Source organism: Streptomyces sp. NPDC034043, assembly GCF_055575675.1.
The window spans coordinates 138,577-159,673 of sequence record NZ_JBVISF010000011.1 but is presented as its reverse complement, the minus strand read 5'-3'; the positions used below and the strand labels follow the sequence as shown (position 1 = coordinate 159,673).

The window sequence follows — 21,097 nt, the reverse complement described above, 5'->3', positions numbered from 1 at the left end:
GCGCGGCCCCAGGGGCATCACAGCCCGAACCGCCGCTGGAGATCACCCAGCTGGCCCGGCATCCGCGGCACCCCCAGCGGGCTCTGGCCGGCCCCAGGAACGCCCTGGGCGTTGCCCGTGGCCGCCCCGGCACCCACCGCGCCGACCGACTGCTCCGCCATCAGCAGCTCCGTCGACTGCAGCAGCACCGTGCCCGCCCCGACGAACTCGAACTGGTGCTCCTCGCCCGAGGTGCCGCCGATGCCCGTCAGCGAGCGGAGTCCGCCCATCACGCCCGACATGTAGCCGTGGTCGTAGTGGTGGCAGGGCGAGGGACAGTCGGCCCAGCCCACCAGCGCCTGCGGGTCCACGCGCAGCGGTGGCTCCATGAACACCACCGGACCGTTGGACGCCGCCACGAACTTCCCGGTTCCGATCAGCGTCAGGAAGCCCGGGACGATCGACTGCTTGAGGGCCAGCGAGGGCTCGTACGCCAGCAGGTTCCCCGACCGGATGGTCAGGTTGCCGTTGTCCAGGTCGTACGAGTTCACGTCGAAGGCGCGGTCGGCCAGCAGCATCTTGCCCTGGCCCTCGGCCACCACCCAGTCACTGGCGTGCAGCGGCGAATGGAAGCTGGTGCGCAGCAGCCGGTCGAAGCGGCCGCTGCCGATGCCGTTGAACTCGATGCGCCCGTAGTAGGCGATCATCTTGCCCTTCTGCAGGAACCACTGGCTCCCCTTGAGCTCCACGCAGAAGGTGTACGCGTTCACGTTGTCGTCGGACGGCAGGCTGTGCGGATCGAACACCGTCGGGCCGCCGGGGCCCGGGTTCACGGGGCCAAAGTTCACAGCTTCTCCTCCGAGGCCTGTACGAACACGGCTCCCTGGCCGGACAGCTCCAGCTGGAACGCCTCGCCCGAGCCGCGCCCCACCATGTCCCGCCAGCCGAGCGCGGTGGAGAGCTTGTTCCTGACGTCCCCATGGTGGGCCACGTACGCCTGGGGGTCGACGTGGACCGGCCGGTTCGGGGTGATGGGGAGCTCGATGACTCCGCCGTGGGCCATCACGGCGACCGCGCCGTGGCCCTTCAGGGTGGTGGTGAACAGGCCCTGGCCGGTCACCTGGCCGCGCACCATCCCCATGACGCCGCCCTGCGAGCCCATGAACATGGTGCCCTGCTGGAGCGTGCCGTCGAAGGCGAGCAGCCGGTCGGCCTCGACGTAGAGGGTCTCGCCGGAGAGGTTGATCACCTGGATGTGGTGGCCGCCGTGGCCGAACATCACGGTGCCGCTGCCCTCGACCGTCATCAGCGGGGTCTGCTCGTTCGCCACCCGGCGCCCGATCATGCCCATGACGCCGCCCTGGCCGCCGGTGATGCTCGGGGTGAAGGAGACCTCGCCCCGGTAAGCGAGCATCGCGCCGCGCTGGCTGTACATCTTCTGGCCGGGAACCACCTGCGCCTCGACCATCTTCGAGTTGATCTCGCGGAACGGCATCAGACGTCACCCCCGACGGTGTTGCGCTCGCTGGGCTGGACGTACACCAGGCCCTCGCCCTCGAAGCGGATCTGGAACGCCTCGCCGGAGCCCTCGCCGATCAGGGTGCGGAAGTTCACCCCGGACTGGAAGGACTGCTGGAGGTTGCCGGTGTGCGCGATGTACGCCCCCGGGTCGACCGAGAGCGGGTACTGGGCGCTGACGCGCAGCACCACCGCCGGTCCGTCGGACATGATCGCCGCCTGGCCGGAGCCCTCTACGGTCGTCGTGAAGAGGCCGTTGCCGGTGGTGGCGCCGCGCAGACCGGTGAAGGTCGTGCCGGTGCGCAGCCCCGCGTCGGTGCACAGCAGGTTGCTGGACTCGACGTAGAGCTTCTCGCCGCGCAGGCTGACGAGGTTGATCTCGCTCGCGCGGTCGGCGAAGTAGCAGGTGCCGTGTCCCTGCACCTCCATCACGGTCATCTGTTCGCCGGTCAGCCGGCGGGTCACCATTCCGCGGAGGCCTTCGCCGCCGCCGGTCATCTTCTTGAAGGCCATCTGACCGTCGTACGCGACCATGGCGCCGTTCTTCGCTTTCACGGCGTCACCGGTCAGGTCGACGGCGAGCACCTTGCTGCCTTGGAGTCTGAACTGAGCCACGGGGACGAAGGTATCGGCACCGGGCGGGGGCGAACAGGGCCCCGAGGACGATATCCGCCACAATCGCCGGGCTTCGGCCGATCCCGGGCCCCGCGGAAAGATCGCGCGGAGCGGCTGAGACACTGGACCGACCCCAGGTACCCGGCCCCGAAGGTTCCACGTGGACATCAAGACCGCTTCCGCCCTGCACCGGCTGCGACTCATCTCCGTCCCGGAGGCGCTGTCGTTCCCGGCTCTGCTGATCTTCGGCTCGCTGCTGAGCCGGGTATCGGACATCGACTACCTGATGATGCCGCTGGGCATCCTGCACGGCATCCTCTTCGTGATCTACGCGATCTTCCTGCTGGACGTCTGGCACAAGGCGAAGTGGCCGGTCAAGAAGGTCGCCCTGTTCTTCGTGCTCGCCCTGCTGCCCTTCGGCGGCCTGTACGGCGACAAGCTGCTCAAGCGTGACGAGGCCGACGGCGTCATCGCGGCCCGCGCGCGCCAGGCGGCGGACGCGTGATCGTCGCGTTCTCGGTGACCCCGCTGGGGGTCGGTGAAGAGGTCGGCCCGTACGTGGCCGAAGCGGTCCGCGTCGTGCGCGAATCGGGGCTGCCCAACCGCACCGACGCCATGTTCACCACCGTCGAGGGCGAGTGGGACGAGGTCATGGACGTGGTGCGCCGCGCCGTGGCCGCCGTGGAGGCGCGGGCACCCCGGGTCTCCTTCATCCTCAAGGCCGACATCCGGCCCGGCGTCACCGACGGCATCACCTCGAAGGTCGAGACGGTGGAACGGCACCTCGCCGGGGGCTGAGGCGCCGCCGCGACACCCTGCGCGAAGAGCGCCCCCCGCCGGCCGGCGAGGGGCGCTCCGCGCGCTCCGGCCGGCCGGGGGTCAGCCCGCGGGGGCGCCGCCCGAGATCAGGGCGATCCCCAGCGGGGTGCGCTCGTACAGGACCTGGTGGCCCTGACGGCACGGCAGCAGCAGCCCCGCCGCCCGCAGGGCCTTCAGGTGCGCCGACACCGTCGAGGGGGCCAGGCCCAGCCGGTGTGCGAGGGCCGTGGTCGAGGCGGGCTCCCGCAGGGCGCAGAGCACCTCCGCCCGGGTCCGCCCCAGCAGCCCCGCCAGGGCGCGCGGAGCCGGACCGGCCGCCGCCGCCCACAGCGCGCCGATGCCACGGGCCGGATACACCAGCGTCGGCTGCCACGGGGGGTCGTAGCCGCCGACCGCCTCCGGCCAGACGAAGGCGCTGGGCATGAGCAGCAGCCCCTGCCCGCCCAGCTCCCGGTCGTGGCGGGACGGCCGCTCGAGGGTCAGGGTCTGGTCCTCCCCGGACCACCGCAGGTCCGGGTGGAGCCCGTCGAACAGGGCCTGGAGCCCGCCCGCCGCCAGCCGGCGCGAGTGGAACAGGACATCGGCCTCCAGCAGGGACCGCAGCCGGGGCCAGTGCGGGGCGATCAGCACCTCCCAGGCCCGCTCGTACAGATCGGCCAGCTCCCGCACCGCCCGCGCCGGGTCCGCCAGCATCCGGCGCCCGAGGTCGCTCTCCGCCGCCCCCGGGGTGCACACCAGGGCCCTGCGCAGGTCCTCGCGCGCGGCGTCCGGGTCGCCGGCCGCCGCCCGCACCCGGTCCAGCTCCTCCTCGAAGGTGACGGACGGCCCGGCCGGGGGAGGGCTGAGCAGGTCCGGGTTGTGCCCGGCGCGCGGCATCAGCAGCCACAGCGGCCGCAGGTCCAGACCGGCCGCGGCGGACCGGATCCCGCTCAGCCAGGGCAGGTGGTACGCCTGCCGCTGCGGCCGCAGCAGGACCCGCACGGCCTCCTGCGTCTCCCAGCGCGGGGAGATCGCGAACCGGCACCGGAGCAGGTCGGCCGGTCCGAAGCGGAAGTGGAACGCCATGCGGTGCTGCCCCCCGGCGGCCTCGGATTCGGGCCGGACCGAATCTCTCGGCCCGCCAGCGTAGTCCCGGGAGGCTGCGGAGCATGCCGACCGACAACGAAGCCCCGGTCCCCGCCGCCGGCCGGGCCGCACCCCCGGCCGACCCGGCCCCCGCCGCCGGGGAAACCGCCCCGCCGCCCCGCCCGGCGGCCACCGCACCCGCGGCCACGGCACCGGCCGCCGGGGCCGTCACCGCCGGGGCCGCCACCGGCTACCGGCCCGTGTTCCGCGTCCGCGAGTTCCGTGCCGTGTTCGCCGCGCACCTGCTCTCGCTCCTCGGCGTCGTCATCGCCGAGATCTCCCTCACCGTCCTCGTCTACCGCGCCACCGGCTCGCCCCTCATGAGCGCGCTCACCTTCGCCCTCGGCTTCCTCCCCCACGCCCTCGGCGGCACCCTCCTCGCCCCGCTCGCCGACCGGTACCCCGCCCGCCGGGTGCTCGTCGGCTGCGACCTGCTCTGCGCCGGCTGCGCGGCGGCCATGGTCTGGCCGGGGACGCCCGTCGCGGGGATCCTCGTACTCCGCTGCGTCATGGCCTTCGTCGCGCCCCTCTTCCAGGGCGCCCGCAGCGCCTCCCTGGCGGACATCGTCGGGACCGGCGAGGCCTTCGTACTCGGCCGCTCTCTGCTGCGCATGGTCGCGCAGAGCGCCCAGCTCGTGGGCTTCGGCCTCGGCGGCCTGCTGCTGGCCGCCGTGTCCCCGCGCACCGCGCTCGCGCTGACCGCCGCCGGGTTCCTGGCCTCCGCGCTGCTGCTGCGCCTGGGCACCCGGGCCCGGCCCGCCCGCGCCGCCGGCGGTTCCGCCGGGGTACGGCAATCCCCGCTCGGCGGGCTGCGCGCCGTCCTCGGGGAGCGCCGGCTGCGCACGCTCACCCTGCTGTGCTGGCTGCCGCCCGCCTTCGCCGTCGTACCGGAGGCGCTGCTCGCCCCGTACACCAAGGACATGGGGGCCGGGACCGTCACCCTCGGGGTGCTGATGTGCGCGCTGCCCGTCGGCGCCGTCGCGGGTGAACTCTGGGCCGGGTCGGCGCTCACCGCCCGAACGCGTTCGCGGATCACGGCGCCGCTGGCCGCGGCGGCCCCGCTCCCGCTGCTGCTGTTCGCCCTCCGCCCCGGCCCGGCTGTGGTCCTGGTGGTGCTGCTGGCGGCAGGGCTGGCGCACGCCTACACCCTCGGGCTCGACCGGATGTACGCGGACGCCGTACCCGACGAGCTGCGCGGACGGGCGATGACCCTGCTCAGCACGGGGCTGATGACCTTCCAGGGCGTCGGCATGGCCCTCGCCGGGGCCGCCGCCGAGTTCCTCCCGGCGCACGTGGTGGTCGCCGGCGCCGGGCTGCTCGGCACGGCGGTCGTCGTGACCCTCCTCGCCGGGCTCCGGCGGCCGAGGGATGAGACGGGACTCGCGGTCAAATGACCGCCCGGTAGGGTCTGGTGGGTGCCCAAGCCGCTCAGCCTTCCCTTCGACCCCATCGCCCGCGCCGACGAGCTCTGGCGGCAGCGCTGGGGGCCCGTGCCGTCCATGGCGGCGATCACCTCCATCATGCGCGCGCACCAGATCCTGCTCGCCGAGGTGGACGCGGTGGTGAAGCCCTACGGGCTGACCTTCGCCCGGTACGAGGCGCTCGTGCTGCTGACCTTCTCCCAGGCGGGCGAGCTGCCGATGTCGAAGATCGGCGAGCGCCTGATGGTCCACCCGACCTCGGTGACCAACACCGTGGACCGGCTGGTGAGGTCCGGCCTGGTGGACAAGCGCCCCAATCCGCAGGACGGCCGCGGCACGCTCGCGTCGATCACGGCCAAGGGCCGGGAGGTCGTCGAGGCGGCGACCAAGGACCTGATGGCGATCGACTTCGGCCTCGGCGTGTACGACGCGGAGGAGTGCGCGGAGATCTTCGCGCTGCTGCGCCCGCTGCGGGTGGCCGCCGCGGACTTCGAGGAGAACTGAGGCACCCGGAGCCGGGCCCGCGTCAAGATCGCGCAAAACGGACGGTTACGCTCGACGGCATGAAACGAAGCGTGCTGACCCGCTACCGCGTCATGGCCTACGTGACCGCGGTCATGCTCCTGATCCTCTGTGCCTGCATGGTGGCGAAGTACGGCTTCGACACCGGGGCCGGCCTGACCTTCGCGGTCTCGCAGGTCCACGGCGTGCTCTTCATGATCTACCTCGTCTTCGCCTTCGACCTGGGCTCCAAGGCGAAGTGGCCCTTCGGCAAGCTGCTGTGGGTGCTGGTGTCGGGGACCATCCCGCTGGCCGCCTTCTTCGTCGAGCGCGGCATCCGCGCCGAGGTCGAGCCGCTGGTCAGCGACGGTCTGGCGACCGCGAAGGCCTGAGCCGGGACCTGGGCCGCGGGCCTCGGCCGGACCTCGGCGCGGGCCTCGGACCGGCCGGAGCCCGCCTGGGGCACCGATGGAGCCGGACACCCCCGGGGAGACTCCCCGGGGTTTCCCATCGACATTTACTAGGACGTCCTAGTAAATTCGGGGGTATGGACGCTGACGCCATCGAGGAGGGCCGCCGTCGCTGGCAGGCCCGGTACGACAAGGCCCGCAAGCGCGAGGCCGATTTCACGACGCTCTCCGGAGATGACGTCGACCCCGTCTACGGGCCCCGCCCCGGCGACTCGTACGAGGGGTTCGAGCGCATCGGCTGGCCCGGGGAGTACCCCTTCACCCGGGGTCTGCACGCCACGGGCTACCGCGGCCGGACCTGGACCATCCGCCAGTTCGCCGGCTTCGGCAACGCCGAGCAGACCAACGAGCGCTACAAGATGATCCTGGCCGCCGGCGGCGGCGGGCTCTCCGTCGCCTTCGACATGCCGACCCTGATGGGGCGCGACTCCGACGACCCGCGCTCGCTCGGAGAAGTGGGCCACTGCGGCGTCGCCATAGACTCCGCCGCCGACATGGAGGTCCTCTTCAAGGACATCCCGCTCGGCGACGTCACCACCTCGATGACCATCAGCGGCCCCGCCGTGCCCGCCTTCTGCATGTACCTGGTCGCCGCCGAGCGCCAGGGGGTCGACCCGGCCGTGCTCAACGGCACGCTCCAGACGGACATCTTCAAGGAGTACATCGCCCAGAAGGAGTGGCTCTTCGAACCCGAGCCGCACCTGCGCCTCATCGGCGACCTCATGGAGTACTGCGCCAACGGCATCCCCGCCTACAAGCCGCTCTCCGTCTCCGGCTACCACATCCGCGAGGCCGGGGCGACGGCCGCGCAGGAGCTCGCCTACACGCTCGCCGACGGCTTCGGCTACGTGGAACTCGGCCTCTCCCGCGGCCTCGACGTGGACCACTTCGCCTCCGGCCTCTCCTTCTTCTTCGACGCGCACCTCGACTTCTTCGAGGAGATCGCCAAGTTCCGCGCCGCCCGCCGCATCTGGGCCCGCTGGATGAAGGAGGTCTACGGGGCCAAGTCGGACAAGGCCATGTGGCTGCGCTTCCACACCCAGACGGCCGGTGTCTCCCTCACCGCGCAGCAGCCGTACAACAACGTCGTACGCACCGCCGTCGAGGCCCTCGCCGCCGTCCTCGGCGGCACCAACTCCCTGCACACCAACGCCCTCGACGAGACCCTCGCCCTCCCCAGCGAGCAGGCCGCCGAGATCGCGCTGCGCACGCAGCAGGTGCTGATGGAGGAGACCGGCGTCGCCAACGTGGCCGACCCGCTGGGCGGTTCCTGGTACGTCGAGCAGCTCACCGACCGCATCGAGGCCGACGCCGAGAAGATCTTCGAGCAGATCAGGGAGCGCGGCCTGCGCGCCCACCCCGACGGCCGGCACCCCATCGGCCCCATCACCTCGGGCATCCTGCGCGGCATCGAGGACGGCTGGTTCACCGGCGAGATCGCCGAGTCGGCCTTCCAGTACCAGCGCTCGCTGGAGAAGGGCGACAAGCGGGTCGTCGGCGTCAACGTCCACCACGGCTCCGTCACCGGCGACCTGGAGATCCTCCGGGTCAGCCACGAGGTGGAGCGCGAGCAGGTCCGCGTACTCGCCGCCCGCAAGGAGCGCCGCGACGACGCCAAGGTGACGGCCGCGCTGAAGGCGATGCTGGACGCCGCCCGGGACGGGTCGAACATGATCCCCGCCATGCTGGACGCGGTACGCGCCGAGGCCACGCTCGGCGAGATCTGCAACGTCCTGCGCGACGAGTGGGGCGTCTACACCGAGCCCGCGGGCTTCTAGGGGTTCCAGGGGGGCCGGTCGTACCCACCGCCGCGGCGGCGGTACGACCGGCCCCCTCCCCCTTTCCGGGGATCCGCCGCCCCGCGCGCTCAGGCGTGGGCCGTGCCCTGGAGGCCGTGCATCAGGAGGGCGGTGAAGGCGGACGCCCACAGCTCGTCCACCGGTTCGCAGCTCACCAGCGCCCGGTGCACCACCGTGCCCGCGATCACGTCGAAGATCAGGTCGGTGGTGTGGGCGGCCAGGGAGACGTCCTCCTCGGGGGGAAGCTCGCCCCGGGCCTGGGCGCGTTCGCGGCCCAGTACGACGAGACGTTTCTGCCGGTCCACGATCGCCGACCGGATCCGGTCCCGCAGCGCCTCGTCCCGGGTGGACTCCGCTATCACGGCCATCAGGGCCGTACGGGCCTCCGGGCGCCGCAGCAGCCGCGCGAACTGGAGCACCACGTCCTCGATGTCGGCTTCGAGCGAGCCCCGGTCCGGGAGCTCCAGTGCGTCGAAGAGCTCCGCGACCGCGTCCACGACCAGCTCGTTCTTGCCCGCCCAGCGCCGGTAGAGGGTGGTCTTCGCGACGCCGGCGCGGGCCGAGACGTCCCCCATCGTCAGCTTCGACCAGCCCAGCTCCACCAGCGCGTCCCGGGTCGCCGCGAGGATCGCGGCGTCCGCCGCCGCACTGCGGGGGCGGCCGGTGCGGCCGTGCGGGGCGCCGGCGCCGGGGCTGGGGTTGCGCATGGCCGAGACCATACCCGTCGGTAGGGGAACCGGCGGGGAGCCTTTCGGTGTGGTTCAGATCACGGAGCACGCGGGCGCCGGGGGAGTTACGCTACGGCTCGTAGCGTAAGAGCGACGACCACGCGAAGCTACTGGCGCCAGGTGGGGACCCGGCGCCGACCACGCGGCACGAACAACGCAGCACGAACAACGCAGGGCGATCTTTCGGGATCCTTTTCGCCGGCGCGCGCACAGGGGGGAGGATGTACGCATGCAGCCCAGAAACATGTCCATGAGCGGCGTCGTCGACCTCGCCGCTGTGAAGGCGGCCGGCGAGGCCAAGGCCAAGGCCGAGCAGGCGCGCAAGGACGCGGCCCGACAGGCCGGCGGCGGCGCTCCCGGCGCGCCCGGCGGTGCCGTACCGGCGTCCGCCCTCGTCTTCGACGTAGCCGAGGCGGGCTTCGAGCGTGACGTGATCCAGCTTTCCCACGAGGTCCCGGTCGTCCTCGACTTCTGGGCCGAGTGGTGCGAGCCGTGCAAGCAGCTCGGCCCGCTGCTGGAGCGTCTCACCGTCGAGGCCGGCGGCCGCTTCGTCCTGGCGAAGATCGACGTCGACGCCAACCAGATGCTGATGCAGCAGTTCGGCATCCAGGGGATCCCGGCCGTCTTCGCCGTGGTCGCCGGCCAGGTGCTGCCGCTGTTCCAGGGCGTGGCGCCCGAACAGCAGATCCGCGAGACCCTCGCCCAGCTCGTCCAGGTCGCCGAGGAGCGCTTCGGCCTCGTCGGCCTCCAGGTCGACCCCGGCGCCGAGGGCGCCCCGGCGGCCCCCGCCGAGGTGCCGGCCGGTCCGTACGACGCGCTGCTGGAGGCGGCCGTCGTGGCGCTGGACGCGGGTGACCTGGGCGGCGCCGTGCAGGCGTACAAGAACGTACTGGCCGACGACCCGGGCAACACCGAGGCGAAGCTGGGCCTGGCCCAGGCCGAGCTGCTGTCCCGGGTGCAGCACATGGACCCGCAGGCGGTGCGCGCCGAGGCGGCCGCGAACCCCAAGGACCCGGCCGCGCAGATGGCCGCGGCCGACCTGGACCTGGCGGGCGGGCACGTGGCGGACGCCTTCTCGCGCCTGGTGGACACCGTACGGGTCACCTTCGGTGACGAGCGGGACGCCGTACGGGTCCGGCTGCTGGAGCTGTTCGAGGTGATCGGGGCGGACGACCCGCGGGTCTCGGCGGCCCGTACGGCGCTGGCGCGGGTGCTCTTCTAGCCGTACTCCGTTGGCGTCCGCCGCCCCCGGCGATTTGTTGACACGGAGATAAACAGCGGCCGCGCTTTGCCAAATCTTGGCAATCGCGGCCGCTGTTACTCGCAGTAAATCGAACCCCGTGAACTGTCCGGTTGGTTCGCTCTTCTTCCCTTCTGTCGTGGCCCGGGGTGACACCCAGCGTGCCCGCACGACGGCACCCGGCAAGACTCCGGTTATCCAGCCGTTACCCGCCAGTAACGACCCCCCTTGTGCCCCGGCCGGGAATGCACCACGATCGGCGACGCTCGGTCCTTCCCGCAGAGCCGCTCACCCGGAACCGCGGCGGAGGGTCCCCACCGGGCCGGCCGGTGACAGTGGCACCGGCCGTGGACAGGGGGGTCTCCGCCACACCGGCGGAGCCTGTCCTCCAGGTTGCGCGAACGCGTGGCCCAGTGGTTGTCGCTCGGGGGTGAACGCCGGTGTACGGACGCGGTTGCGCCGCGGCTCGGCCGCCTGCGCTCCTTCCCGAGGACGTAGCACTTCTCCCATCCCAGGACGGGCCTCCCGGCCCGGACCGGAGATGTACGTCCGAGAAGGAGGAACAAGATGAGTTCTCAGGTGCGTGGCGGAACCAGATGGAAGCGCTTCGCGCTCGTCATGGTGCCGAGCATCGCGGCCACCGCCGCGGTCGGTGTGGGTCTGGCGCAGGGCGCCCTGGCGGCGTCCTTCAGCGTCTCGGGCCAGGACTTCAAGGTGTCGGCCGACCAGCTGGTCGGTGACAACCTGATCCAGTACGGCAGCCTGGCCGAGGGGCACCAGCTCGGCTCCAAGGAGAAGACCAAGCACCCGGTCACGATCTCCGGCTTCAGCCGTGCCGAGATCACCAACATGTGCCAGTCGCTGGTGACGCCGACTCCGATCGGCCCCATCACCCTGCAGCTGCGCACGGGCAACAAGGGCCGTCCGGCCGTCGCGGAGAACATCTACCTCGACGTCGCCGAGCTGGACGCGGACGCCAAGTTCGAGCAGCTCGACATCGGTGTCGCGGTGGGCGACGGAAGCCACACCACCAAGCCGGTCCCCGGCACGGTGGCGGACGCCGGGCTGTTCTCGCAGCGGGCCAAGAAGGCCACGCTGACGAACGTCCGCCAGAAGGCGTGGGCGACCACGGCCGGCACCTTCACGCTGCCCGACCTCAAGCTGCGCCTGCTCAGCGGCAACCAGCCGTGCTACCAGGACGAGAAGTAGTCCCGTCCCGGACGTGACCGGCCGGCCGGGCGCGCGGCGGCAGCCGTCGCCGCGCGCCCGGCCGGGCTCCACAGAGTTCTCCGTACCACCGTTTCCAGGGAGCTGTTGTCCATGAACCCCCAGGCCCCGGTTCACGCCGCAGACGATCACTGGCTCACTGTCATGCGCCACCGCTTCCGTGCCTGGCGAGGTGCCCGTCCTTTCTGGGCCGGACTGTTCACGCTCCTCGGCGGAGTGCCGATCATCTACTTCCCGTTCGCGGACATCCGGCTGGCCAACGTCAGCCTCGCGATGGCGACGACCTCGGGATCCGTGTCGCTGATCCTCGGCGTCCTGCTGATCACGCTGGGCATCGGCCTCTGGTTCCAGCAGGGCATCCGCGTCTTCGCGGGCGTCGCCGCGATCCTGCTGGCCCTGGTGTCGATCCCGAAGTCCAACCTCGGCGGCTTCTTCATCGGTTTCCTCACCTCCATGATCGGCGGATGCCTCGCGCTGGCCTGGGCGCCGGGTGCTCCGGCGGAGGAGGAAGAGCCCGAGCGGCCCGAGGCGCAGAAGGGGGACCCGTTCCACGGCTTCCCGGGGCCCCGAGACACGGAAACGGCGTACGCGACCGAGACGACTGCCCACGCCGATGGCGGGAGGAACAGTGCGGGGTGATGAGACGCAGCGGGGCGTGACCCCCGGAGCGGAGTCCCGTGAGAAAAGGGGGCCGCGCCACGCGGCGCCCAGGAAATCGCTGCTGAACAAGCTCCAGATACCCGTCGGCAAGACGATGGCGCTCGCGGCGATGCCGACGGCCGTGCTCGTCGGGATGGGCATGGCCCCGAAGCTGGCACTCGCCGACGAGAAGGACATCCCCTTCGCCCCCGGCCCGTGCGTGACCCGCTCCGACGAGCCGACGCCCAGTCCGTCGACGTCCACGTCGGGCTCGCCGTCTCCTTCGGCATCGGCCTCGCCTTCGGCCGGCGCGAGCCCCTCGCCGGGCGCGAGCAAGCCCCCGAAACCGGCGGTCAGCCCCTCGGCGTCCCCGTCGGCCCGGCCCGAGGTCCCGAAGACGCCGAAGCAGCCGTCGACGAGCGCCTCCCCGTCCCCGTCGGCCACGGCCACGGCCACGAAGCCGGCCAATCCGCTGGACCCGCTGGGTGTCGGCGACGCCCTCAAGGGCCTCGTGGACGGCCTCGGCAAGCCCCTCCAGGACGCGACGAAGCCGGCCACCCCGGCGCCCGCGCCCACCCCGGCCACCCCGTCCAAGGACCCCGCCGCCGACGCCATCCGCGACGCGGCGAAGAAGGCCGGCGCCACGGTCGAGGAACTGCCCCAGGACGTCAAGGACACGGCCACCAAGCCGAAGGACGAGACGGGCAAGACGCCCAAGGACGCGGAGAAGGACGGGGACAAGGCCTCGCCGAGCCCCTCCCCGACGACGTCGGCGACGACGGACCCGGACGGGAAGCAGCCCTTCCCCTGCCCGACCTTCGACGCCGAGGCCTTCGCCAACGCCAAGCTGGAGCCGGGGATCCCGCTCCTGCCGGACGAGCCCTGGTACCTGGACAGCTCGCTGCTGACCCTCTACGGCCTCGACTACGAAGGCATCGTGGAGGTGAAGACGGCGGGCGGCAAGATCAAGAAGGTCCTGAAGTTCACGGCCGACTCACTGGACATCAAGGACCTCTACCAGACCGTCGGCAAGGGCCCCAACGTCGCCCACCTCAAGTCGCGCCCGGGCTCCACGTCCCAGATCCGCGACGGCAAGGTGACGATGTACACGGAGAGCCTCAAGGGCAACCTCTTCGGGCTCATCCCGGTCGAGTTCACCCCGAACACCCCGCCGCCCCTGAACGTCCCCTTCGCGTTCTTCACGAACGTCAAGGTCGTCCAGGCCGGCCAGTTCGGCGGCAACCTCACGGTCCCGGGCCTGAGCAACTACATCGGCCCGCCGGAGTAACCCGCCGGGCCCCGCGCGGTCGCAACGGCACCGAGGGCGGCACCCCGGATTCCGGGGTGCCGCCCTCGGTCTCTGTGCGGCAGAGTCAGGCGGCCGGCGTCAGGGCTCAGGCGCCGGCGGCCGTGTCGCCCAGGTGGTGGACGCGGACCATGTTGGTCGTGCCCGGGACACCGGGGGGCGAGCCGGCCGTGATGATCATGGTGTCGCCGGCGTTGAAGCGCTGGAGCTTCAGCACCTCGCCGTCCACCAGGTCGACCATCGCGTCGGTGGTGTCGACGTGCGGGACGATCGCCGACTCGACGCCCCAGCTCAGGGTGAGCTGGTTGCGGGTGTTCACGTCGGTCGTGAAGGCCAGGATCGGCTGGCTGGCGCGGTAGCGCGACAGGCGGCGGGCGGTGTCGCCGGACTGGGTGAAGGCGACCAGGGCCTTGCCGTCGAGGAAGTCCGCGATCTCGCAGGCCGCGCGGGCGACGGAGCCGCCCTGGGTACGCGGCTTCTTGCCCGGGACCAGCGGCTGGAGGCCCTTGGAGAGGAGCTCCTCCTCGGCCGCCGTCACGATCTTCGACATCGTCTTGACGGTCTCGATCGGGTAGGCGCCCACCGAGGACTCGGCGGACAGCATGACAGCGTCGGCGCCGTCGAGGATGGCGTTGGCGACGTCGGAGGCCTCCGCGCGGGTCGGGCGGGAGTTGGTGATCATCGACTCCATCATCTGGGTCGCGACGATCACCGGCTTGGCGTTGCGGCGGCACATCTCGATGAGCCGCTTCTGGACCATCGGGACCTTCTCGAGCGGGTACTCGACGGCCAGGTCGCCGCGGGCCACCATGACCGCGTCGAAGGCCGCGACCACGGCCTCCATGTTCTCGACGGCCTGGGGCTTCTCCACCTTGGCGATGACGGGGACCCGGCGGCCCTCCTCGTCCATGACGCGGTGGACGTCCTTGACGTCGTTGGCGTCGCGGACGAAGGAGAGGGCGACCATGTCGCAGCCCATCCGCAGGGCGAAGCGCAGGTCGTCGACGTCCTTCTCCGACAGGGCGGGGACGTTCACGGCGGCACCCGGCAGGTTGATGCCCTTGTGGTCCGAGATGACACCGCCCTCGATGACGATGGTCTTGACCCGCGGGCCCTCGACCTCGGTCACCCGGAGCTCGACGTTGCCGTCGTTGATCAGGATCTGGTCGCCCTTGGTGACGTCACCCGGCAGGCCCTTGTAGGTGGTGCCGCAGACGGACTTGTCGCCCGGGACGTCCTCGGTGGTGATGGTGAACTCGTCACCGCGCACCAGCTCGACGGGACCCTCGGCGAAGGTCTCCAGGCGGATCTTCGGGCCCTGGAGGTCGGCGAGGACGCCGACCGCGCGCCCGGTGTCCTCGGAGACCTTCCGGACGCGGTCGTACCGCTCCTGGTGTTCTGCCTGGGATCCGTGGCTGAAGTTGAATCGGGCCACGTTCATACCTGCCTCGATGAGCGCTTTCAGCTGCTCATACGAGTCGACGGCGGGGCCCAGCGTGCAGACGATTTTGGAACGGCGCATGAAGCGGATCCTATCCGTTTGTTTCGTAGCGGAATATTCCGTCTGGCGGAAAGTCCAAGTGACTACTGGGTAACCAGCGCGTACGCCTGGGAGGCGATCTCCAGTTCCTCATCGGTGGGCACCACGGCCACCGCCACCCGCGCGTGCTCCGGGGAGATCAGCCGCGGCTCCCCGGACCGCACGGCGTTCGCCTCGGGGTCCAGCGCGAGGCCCAGCTCCTCCAGCCCGGCGATCGCCGCCTCCCGCACGACGGACGCGTTCTCGCCCACGCCCGCCGTGAACACCACCGCGTCCACCCGCCCCAGGACGGCCGTGTACGCGCCGATGTACTTCTTCAGGCGGTGGACGTACGACGCCAGCGCGAGCCGGGCCGACTCGTCGCCCTCGCCCGCGCGCCGCGTCACCTCGCGCATGTCGTTGTCGCCGCACAGACCCAGCAGACCGCTCTTCTTGTTGAGCAGCGAGTCGATCTCGTCGACGCCCAGCCCGGCCACCCGGGCCAGGTGGAAGATGACCGCCGGGTCCAAGTCGCCCGAACGGGTCCCCATGACCAGGCCCTCCAGCGGGGTCAGCCCCATGGAGGTCTCCACGCAGACCCCGCCCCGCACCGCGGAGGCGGAGGCGCCGTTGCCCAGGTGGAGCACGATCACGTTCACGTCCTCCACCGGCCGGCCCAGCAGCGCGGCCGCGGCCCGCGAGACGTAGGCGTGGGAGGTGCCGTGGAAGCCGTACCGCCGGATGGCGTACGTGTCGGCGGTCGCCGCGTCGATCGCGTACCGCGCCACGTGCTCCGGCATCGTCGAGTGGAAGGCGGTGTCGAAGACGGCCACCTGGGGCAGGTCGCCGCGCAGCTCGCGCGCCACCTCGATGCCCGTCACGTTGGCCGGGTTGTGGAGCGGGGCGAGCGGGATCAGGCTGCGGATCTCCGCCAGCACCTCGTCGTCGATGACCGTCGGCCGGGTGAACCGGGTACCGCCGTGCACCACCCGGTGGCCGACGGCCGCGAGCTCGGGGGAGTCCAGGCCCAGCCCGTCGGCCGCCAGCTCCGCCGCGACCGCCCGCAGGGCGGCGCCGTGGTCCGCGATCGGCCCGAGGCGCTCGCGCTTGCCGCCGGCGGCACCGGCCCCGGTGAGCGGCTCGTGCACGAGGCGGGAGGTCTCCTCGCCGATGCGCTCCACCAGGCCGGCGGCGAGGCGGGAGCGGTCCGCCATGTCGAGCAGCTGGTACTTCACCGACGACGAGCCGGAGTTGAGGACGAGTACGCGCGTTGCGGTCACGATGAGGGGTCTTTCCTTCGGGTGCGGTCGGGGATCACGGATCACTGGGCCTGCGGCAGGGACTGCGACTGCGCCTGGATCGCGGTGATCGCCACGGTGGTGACGATGTCCTGGACCAGCGCGCCGCGCGAGAGGTCGTTGACCGGCTTGCGCAGGCCCTGGAGCACCGGCCCGACCGCGACGGCGCCGGCCGAACGCTGCACCGCCTTGTACGTGTTGTTGCCCGTGTTCAGGTCGGGGAAGATCAGCACGCTCGCCCGGCCGGCCACCTCGGAGCCCGGCAGCTTGGTCGCCGCGACCGAGGGCTCCACCGCGGCGTCGTACTGGATCGGCCCCTCGACCGCCAGGTCGGGGCGCTGCGCGCGGACCGCCTCGGTGGCCTTGCGGACCTTCTCCACGTCCGCCCCGGAGCCCGAGGTGCCCGTCGAGTACGAGAGCATCGCGATCCGCGGCTCGACACCGAAGGCGGCGGCCGTGGCCGCCGACTGCACGGCGATGTCCGCGAGCTGCTCGGCGTCCGGGTCCGGGTTGACCGCGCAGTCGCCGTAGACGAGGACCCGGTCGGCCAGGCACATGAAGAAGACCGAGGAGACGATCGAGGCCTCGGGCTTGGTCTTGATGATCTCGAAGGCCGGGCGGATGGTGGCGGCGGTGGAGTGCACCGAGCCGGAGACCATGCCGTCGGCCAGGCCCTCCTGGACCATCAGGGTGCCGAAGTAGTTGACGTCGGTGACCACGTCGTGGGCCAGCTCGACGGTCATGCCCTTGTGCGCGCGGACCTTGGCGTAGTACTCGGCGAAACGTTCCCGGAGGGGGGAGGCCGCCGGGTCGATCAACTGGGCGCGCGAGATGTCGACGCCCAGGTCGCCCGCCTTCTTCAGGATCGCCTGCTCCTCGCCCAGCAGGGTCAGGTCGCACACCCCCCGGCGCAGCACCACGTCCGCGGCGCGCAGTACGCGCTCCTCGGTGCCCTCCGGCAGCACCACCCGGCGCCGCTCCGAGCGGGCCCGCTCCAGCAGCTCGTGCTCGAACATCATCGGGGTGACGCGCTCCGAGCGGGCCACCGACAGCAGCCCGCGCAGTTCGGCGGTGTCCACGTGCCGCTCGAAGAGGCCGAGCGCGGTCTCCAGCTTGCGCGGGGTCGCGGAGTTCAGGCGGCTCTGCAGCGAGAAGAGTTCCGCGGCGGTCGGGAAGCTGTTGCCGGCCACCGAGACCACCGGGGTGCCCGGGGCGAGCTTCGAGGCCAGCGTGAGGACCTCCTGCGACGGGCGCTCGTTCAGGGTCAGCAGCACACCGGCGATCGGCGGGGTGCCCGAGGCGTGCGCGGCGAGCGCTCCCACGACCAGGTCGGCGCGGTCCCCGGGGGTGACGACCAGGCAGCCGGGGGTCAGGGCGTTCAGGAAGTTCGGCAGCATCGCGCCGCCGAACACGAAGTCCAGGGCGTCACGGGCGAGCCCGGCGTCGTCACCGAGCAGCACCTCGCCGCCGAGCGCCCGGGTGATCTGGGCGACGGTCGGGGCGGAGAGGGACTTGTCGTCCGGGAGGACGTAGCAGGGCACGGGGAGGCGGGCGGCGAGCCACTCGGCTATGACGTCACGGTCGTCCGGGGCCACCCGGTTGACGACCATCGCCACGACGTGGCAGCCGAGGCTCTCGTAGGCCCGGTGGGCGCTCTGGGCCTCGGCGCGCACGGCCTCGGCGGGGTGTTTGGTGCCGCCGACGACGGGGACGACGACCGCTCCCAGCTCGTTGGCGAGGCGGGCGTTCAGCGCGAGCTCGTCGGGCAGGTTGGTGTCGGCGTAGTCGGTGCCGAGGACCAGCATGACCTCGTAGTCGCGGGCCACCCGGTGGTAGCGGTCGACCAGCCGGGAGACCAGCTCGTCGGTGCCCTTCTCGGCGAGGAGGGCGGAGGCCTCGTGGTAGTCCATGCCGTAGGCGGTCGCGGCGTCCTGGTCGAGCCGGTAGCGGGCCCGCAGGAGGTCGAAGAGCCGGTCCGGCCCGTCGTGCAGCAGGGGGCGGTACACGCCGACCCGGCCCGTCTGCCGGGTCAGGAGCTCCATGATCCCCAGTTCGACGACCTGCCGGCCGTCTCCCCGCTCGATACCGGTCACGTACACGCTGCGCGTCACGCGTGCTCTCCGTCCCATGCAGTGGATGTCTGATTGACCTGGCTTGACCTCTTGACAATACCTCCGTCAGTGGATAGGGCGCTCCTGGGGAAAAGGCCTGGTGGGGAGGGGTGAAAGGCCTGGTGGGGGGAGTGGCGCGGGGCGCGCGCCCCTCTCGAAACGTGGAACAATCGGACAGGCGTCATCAATACGTCCTTCATATGTACGGTCGGGCCGGGCATAGGGAGGGCGTACCCCCGGCGCAACGGCAGGGCACGACCAGGAGCAGGAGACACAGCACGATGCGTATCGGAGTTCTCACCGCAGGCGGCGACTGCCCGGGCCTGAACGCTGTCATCCGGTCGGTCGTACACCGAGCGCTGGTCGGACACGGGGACGAGGTCATCGGCTTCGAGGACGGCTTCAAGGGCCTCCTCGACGGCCACTACCGCCCCCTCGACATCAATGCCGTCAGCGGCATCCTGGCCCGCGGCGGCACGATCCTCGGCTCGGCGCGCATGGAGCGCGCCCGGCTGCACGAAGCCGCCGAGAACGCCAACGAACTGGCGAGCCGGTACGGCCTCGACGCGCTGATCCCGATCGGCGGCGAGGGCACCCTCACGGCCGCCCGGATGCTGTCCGACGCCGGGATGCCGGTCGTCGGCGTGCCGAAGACCATCGACAACGACATCTCCTCCACCGACCGGACCTTCGGCTTCGACACCGCCGTCATGGTGGCCACCGAGGCCATAGACCGCCTCAAGACCACCGCCGAGTCCCACCAGCGCGTGATGGTCGTCGAGGTCATGGGCCGTCACGCGGGCTGGATCGCCCTGGAGTCCGGCATGGCCGGCGGCGCCCACGGCATCTGCCTGCCCGAGCGCCCCTTCGAGGTCGACGCGCTGGTGAAGATGGTCGAGGAACGCTTCGCCCGGGGCAAGAAGTTCGCCGTCGTCTGCGTCGCCGAGGGCGCGCACCCCGCCGCGGGCTCCATGCCGTACGAGAAGGGCGCCATCGACCAGTACGGCCACGAGCGCTTCGCGGGCATCGGCAACCGCCTGGCCATCGAGCTGGAGCACCGCCTGGGCAAGGAGGCCCGCCCGGTCATCCTCGGCCACGTCCAGCGCGGCGGTGTGCCGACCGCGTACGACCGCGTCCTGGCGACCCGCTTCGGCTGGCACGCCGTCGAGGCCGTGCACCGGGGCGAATTCGGCAACATGACCGCCCTGCGCGGCACCGACATCGTGATGGCCCCGCTGGCCGAGGCCGTCACCGAGCTCAAGACGGTCCCGGAGCACCGGATGTACGAGGCCGAGTCGGTCTTCTGAGCGGCCGCGTCACGCACCGCCGGCCAGGGCCCAGAACCGGTCCGTGATCTCCGCGAGGAACTCCCGGCCCGCGTCACCGGTGCCGGCCGTCCCCTCGGCACCGCCCCAGCCGAGGGTGGCCACCATCCGCTGCTGGTAGTCGTTGTAGAGGTACTCCAGGACCCGTTCCAGGTGGGCCCGGGGCACGGGCAGCAGCTTGCCCAGCGGTTTGACGTAGGCCTGCCAGCGGGTGGTCACCGCGCTGCGCAGCAGCCCGGCGAGCTCCTCGTGCTTGCCGGTCGCCGTCACGAACTGCGCCAGGCTCAGCCCGAGGACCGAGGCCAGGGCGGCGGACTGCCGCTCGTTGCCCTTCCAGCGGCCGGTCTCCTCCATCTTCCGGTACGCGTTCGCCTCGACCCCGATCCGGCGGGCCAGGTCCTCGGGGTCCAGGCCCCGGGCGATGCGGTGCTCCCGCAGGGTGACGGGTTCGGCGAGCAGCTCCCCGGGGGAGCACCAGAGCACGCCGGCGAGGGCCGTGAGCTCGGTGGAGGTGGGCGACTGCTCGCCCCGCTCCCAGGCGGTCACCGTCTCCGGTGCGACGAGCAGTCCGTACTGGGCCCGCAGGCCGTAGGCGACGTGACCGGGGGCCATGCCCAGGGCCGCGCGCAGGCGACGCGCGGCGGGGGCATTGAAAGGTGGGCTGGAGTGCACAGGGCACACGGTAGGAGTGGCCGAGGTGTGACGACTACAGACTATTCAAACAAGCCCATAACTCGTAGGAAAGTCCTATGCAGTTCATGACTTTGGGCGGTTTTCCCGGCGACTGTCCGGTAATCGGATCACGGAAGATCCATTTACAGCGTACGGATTCGGCCACTTCCCCGCAGGTGACCCGGGAAGACCGCGGGGTGATCCCGGTCACACCCCCTGAACCGGCCGCGGCCAGCGTCCGTGATCCATGACGGGGGCCCTCGCATACGGGGGTGGCGAGGGCCTCCCCGGACGTCCGCGCGCCGTTCCCCTTCCCTTGACGTCGGCGTCAAGGAATACGGTCGCCCCATGCGCATCGGCGAACTGGCGAAGCGGGCCGGGACGAGTACCCGGACGCTCAGGTACTACGAATCACGCGGACTGCTCGAAGCCCGGCGGACCGACAACGGCTACCGCGACTACGACGAGGACGACCTGCGCCTGCTGCGGCAGATCCGCACCCTCCAGGGCTTCGGCTTCGAACTGGAGGAGACCCGGCCGTTCGTCGAATGCCTGCGCGCCGGCCACCCGGCCGGGGACTCCTGCCCGGCCTCGCTCGCGGTGTACCGCCGCAAGCTCGCCGAGCTGGACGGCCTGATCGGCCAGCTGGCCGATGTCCGCGAGCAGGTCGCCGCCCAGCTGGCCGCGGCCGAGGAGGCCGCCGGGGAAGCCGTGCCGCGCTGCGAGATGACCGGCTGACGCCCGGCGCCGGCGCAGACGAGTGCACGAGACGTGACGTCAGCGAG

The 21,097-nt window shown here is 71.6% G+C and carries 21 protein-coding genes; 12 read left to right on the top strand and 9 right to left on the bottom strand.

Annotated elements, in window-relative coordinates:
- Window positions 1-17: 17 nt before the first annotated feature.
- From ACZ51S_RS25180 to ACZ51S_RS25170, 3 genes are read right to left on the bottom strand one after another with little or no spacing between them, the layout of a single operon-like run.
- Window positions 18-827 carry an AIM24 family protein gene (locus ACZ51S_RS25180; RefSeq protein WP_388939780.1) on the bottom strand — a complete coding sequence of 270 codons (810 nt, stop codon included), beginning with the start codon at window positions 825-827 and terminating at the stop codon, window positions 18-20.
- Entirely contained in the window at window positions 824-1,474 is a 651-nt protein-coding gene (locus ACZ51S_RS25175) for an AIM24 family protein (RefSeq protein WP_388939781.1), read from the bottom strand. The genes ACZ51S_RS25180 and ACZ51S_RS25175 overlap by 4 nt, the downstream gene beginning before the upstream one ends.
- Entirely contained in the window at window positions 1,474-2,112 is a 639-nt protein-coding gene (locus ACZ51S_RS25170; protein WP_468475789.1) for an AIM24 family protein, read from the bottom strand. Before ACZ51S_RS25170 ends, ACZ51S_RS25175 begins: the two co-directional genes overlap by 1 nt.
- A 160-nt stretch (window positions 2,113-2,272) precedes the next feature.
- Between ACZ51S_RS25170 and ACZ51S_RS25165 the strand changes: the two genes are divergently transcribed.
- Both ACZ51S_RS25165 and ACZ51S_RS25160 read left to right on the top strand, forming a co-directional pair.
- The gene (locus ACZ51S_RS25165; RefSeq protein ID WP_388939785.1) at window positions 2,273-2,617 is read left to right on the top strand and encodes a DUF3817 domain-containing protein; all 345 of its coding nucleotides are present in this window, start codon (window positions 2,273-2,275) and stop codon (window positions 2,615-2,617) included.
- Window positions 2,614-2,910: an MTH1187 family thiamine-binding protein gene (locus ACZ51S_RS25160; RefSeq protein WP_468800722.1), complete on the top strand. Its 297-nt coding sequence runs from the start codon at window positions 2,614-2,616 to the stop codon at window positions 2,908-2,910. Before ACZ51S_RS25165 ends, ACZ51S_RS25160 begins: the two co-directional genes overlap by 4 nt.
- An 81-nt stretch (window positions 2,911-2,991) precedes the next feature.
- Here ACZ51S_RS25160 and ACZ51S_RS25155 read toward each other — a convergent pair whose 3' ends face one another.
- Window positions 2,992-3,996 (bottom strand): ArsR/SmtB family transcription factor, encoded by a 1,005-nt coding sequence (locus ACZ51S_RS25155; protein ID WP_468962030.1) that lies wholly within the window; start codon window positions 3,994-3,996, stop codon window positions 2,992-2,994.
- Window positions 3,997-4,079: 83 nt separating this feature from the next.
- Here ACZ51S_RS25155 and ACZ51S_RS25150 point away from each other — a divergent pair, with 83 nt between their 5' ends.
- The 4 genes from ACZ51S_RS25150 to ACZ51S_RS25135 all read left to right on the top strand — a co-directional run bounded on the left by ACZ51S_RS25150 (window position 4,080) and on the right by ACZ51S_RS25135 (window position 8,226).
- Window positions 4,080-5,450, top strand: a complete 1,371-nt coding sequence (locus ACZ51S_RS25150; RefSeq protein WP_468962028.1) for an MFS transporter — start codon at window positions 4,080-4,082, stop codon at window positions 5,448-5,450.
- Window positions 5,451-5,471: 21 nt separating this feature from the next.
- Window positions 5,472-5,981, top strand: a complete 510-nt coding sequence (locus ACZ51S_RS25145) for a MarR family winged helix-turn-helix transcriptional regulator (protein ID WP_467887678.1) — start codon at window positions 5,472-5,474, stop codon at window positions 5,979-5,981.
- A gap of 59 nt (window positions 5,982-6,040) precedes the next feature.
- Window positions 6,041-6,370, top strand: a complete 330-nt coding sequence (locus ACZ51S_RS25140) for a DUF3817 domain-containing protein (protein WP_467887680.1) — start codon at window positions 6,041-6,043, stop codon at window positions 6,368-6,370.
- A gap of 155 nt (window positions 6,371-6,525) precedes the next feature.
- On the top strand, window positions 6,526-8,226 hold the full coding sequence (locus tag ACZ51S_RS25135; RefSeq protein WP_388939799.1) for an acyl-CoA mutase large subunit family protein: 1,701 nt from the start codon (window positions 6,526-6,528) through the stop codon (window positions 8,224-8,226).
- 89 nt (window positions 8,227-8,315) lie between these two features.
- On the opposite strand, the gene ACZ51S_RS25130 is transcribed toward ACZ51S_RS25135, so the two are convergent.
- On the bottom strand, window positions 8,316-8,954 hold the full coding sequence (locus ACZ51S_RS25130; RefSeq protein ID WP_468475798.1) for a TetR/AcrR family transcriptional regulator: 639 nt from the start codon (window positions 8,952-8,954) through the stop codon (window positions 8,316-8,318).
- 250 nt (window positions 8,955-9,204) lie between these two features.
- On the opposite strand from ACZ51S_RS25130, the gene ACZ51S_RS25125 reads away from it, so the two are divergent.
- The 4 genes from ACZ51S_RS25125 (at window position 9,205) to ACZ51S_RS25110 (ending at window position 13,369) form a co-directional block, all read left to right on the top strand.
- A complete protein-coding gene (locus ACZ51S_RS25125; RefSeq protein WP_468475799.1) occupies window positions 9,205-10,197 on the top strand; it encodes a tetratricopeptide repeat protein in 993 nt (330 codons plus the stop codon).
- 585 nt (window positions 10,198-10,782) lie between these two features.
- Entirely contained in the window at window positions 10,783-11,424 is a 642-nt protein-coding gene (locus ACZ51S_RS25120) for a DUF6230 family protein (protein WP_468475800.1), read from the top strand.
- Window positions 11,425-11,535: 111 nt separating this feature from the next.
- The gene (locus ACZ51S_RS25115) at window positions 11,536-12,081 is read left to right on the top strand and encodes a DUF6114 domain-containing protein (RefSeq protein WP_468475801.1); all 546 of its coding nucleotides are present in this window, start codon (window positions 11,536-11,538) and stop codon (window positions 12,079-12,081) included.
- Entirely contained in the window at window positions 12,071-13,369 is a 1,299-nt protein-coding gene (locus ACZ51S_RS25110; protein WP_468962026.1) for a hypothetical protein, read from the top strand. Before ACZ51S_RS25115 ends, ACZ51S_RS25110 begins: the two co-directional genes overlap by 11 nt.
- 106 nt (window positions 13,370-13,475) lie before the next feature.
- Here ACZ51S_RS25110 and pyk read toward each other — a convergent pair whose 3' ends face one another.
- The 3 genes from pyk to pta form a co-directional block, all read right to left on the bottom strand.
- Window positions 13,476-14,909, bottom strand: coding sequence for a pyruvate kinase (gene pyk, locus ACZ51S_RS25105; protein ID WP_388939809.1), 1,434 nt, complete (start codon window positions 14,907-14,909; stop codon window positions 13,476-13,478).
- Window positions 14,910-14,971: 62 nt separating this feature from the next.
- Window positions 14,972-16,186, bottom strand: coding sequence for an acetate kinase (locus ACZ51S_RS25100; protein ID WP_468475803.1), 1,215 nt, complete (start codon window positions 16,184-16,186; stop codon window positions 14,972-14,974).
- A gap of 41 nt (window positions 16,187-16,227) precedes the next feature.
- A complete protein-coding gene (pta, locus tag ACZ51S_RS25095; protein ID WP_468475804.1) occupies window positions 16,228-18,315 on the bottom strand; it encodes a phosphate acetyltransferase in 2,088 nt (695 codons plus the stop codon).
- A 281-nt stretch (window positions 18,316-18,596) separates the two neighbouring features.
- On the opposite strand from pta, the gene ACZ51S_RS25090 reads away from it, so the two are divergent.
- Window positions 18,597-19,622, top strand: coding sequence for an ATP-dependent 6-phosphofructokinase (locus ACZ51S_RS25090; protein ID WP_388939813.1), 1,026 nt, complete (start codon window positions 18,597-18,599; stop codon window positions 19,620-19,622).
- A gap of 9 nt (window positions 19,623-19,631) precedes the next feature.
- Here the strand turns inward: ACZ51S_RS25090 and ACZ51S_RS25085 are convergent, their stop codons facing one another.
- A complete protein-coding gene (locus tag ACZ51S_RS25085) occupies window positions 19,632-20,312 on the bottom strand; it encodes a helix-turn-helix domain-containing protein (protein WP_388939814.1) in 681 nt (226 codons plus the stop codon).
- Window positions 20,313-20,660: 348 nt separating this feature from the next.
- Between ACZ51S_RS25085 and ACZ51S_RS25080 the strand changes: the two genes are divergently transcribed.
- On the top strand, window positions 20,661-21,050 hold the full coding sequence (locus ACZ51S_RS25080) for a MerR family transcriptional regulator (protein WP_468962024.1): 390 nt from the start codon (window positions 20,661-20,663) through the stop codon (window positions 21,048-21,050).
- Window positions 21,051-21,097: the final 47 nt, after the last annotated feature.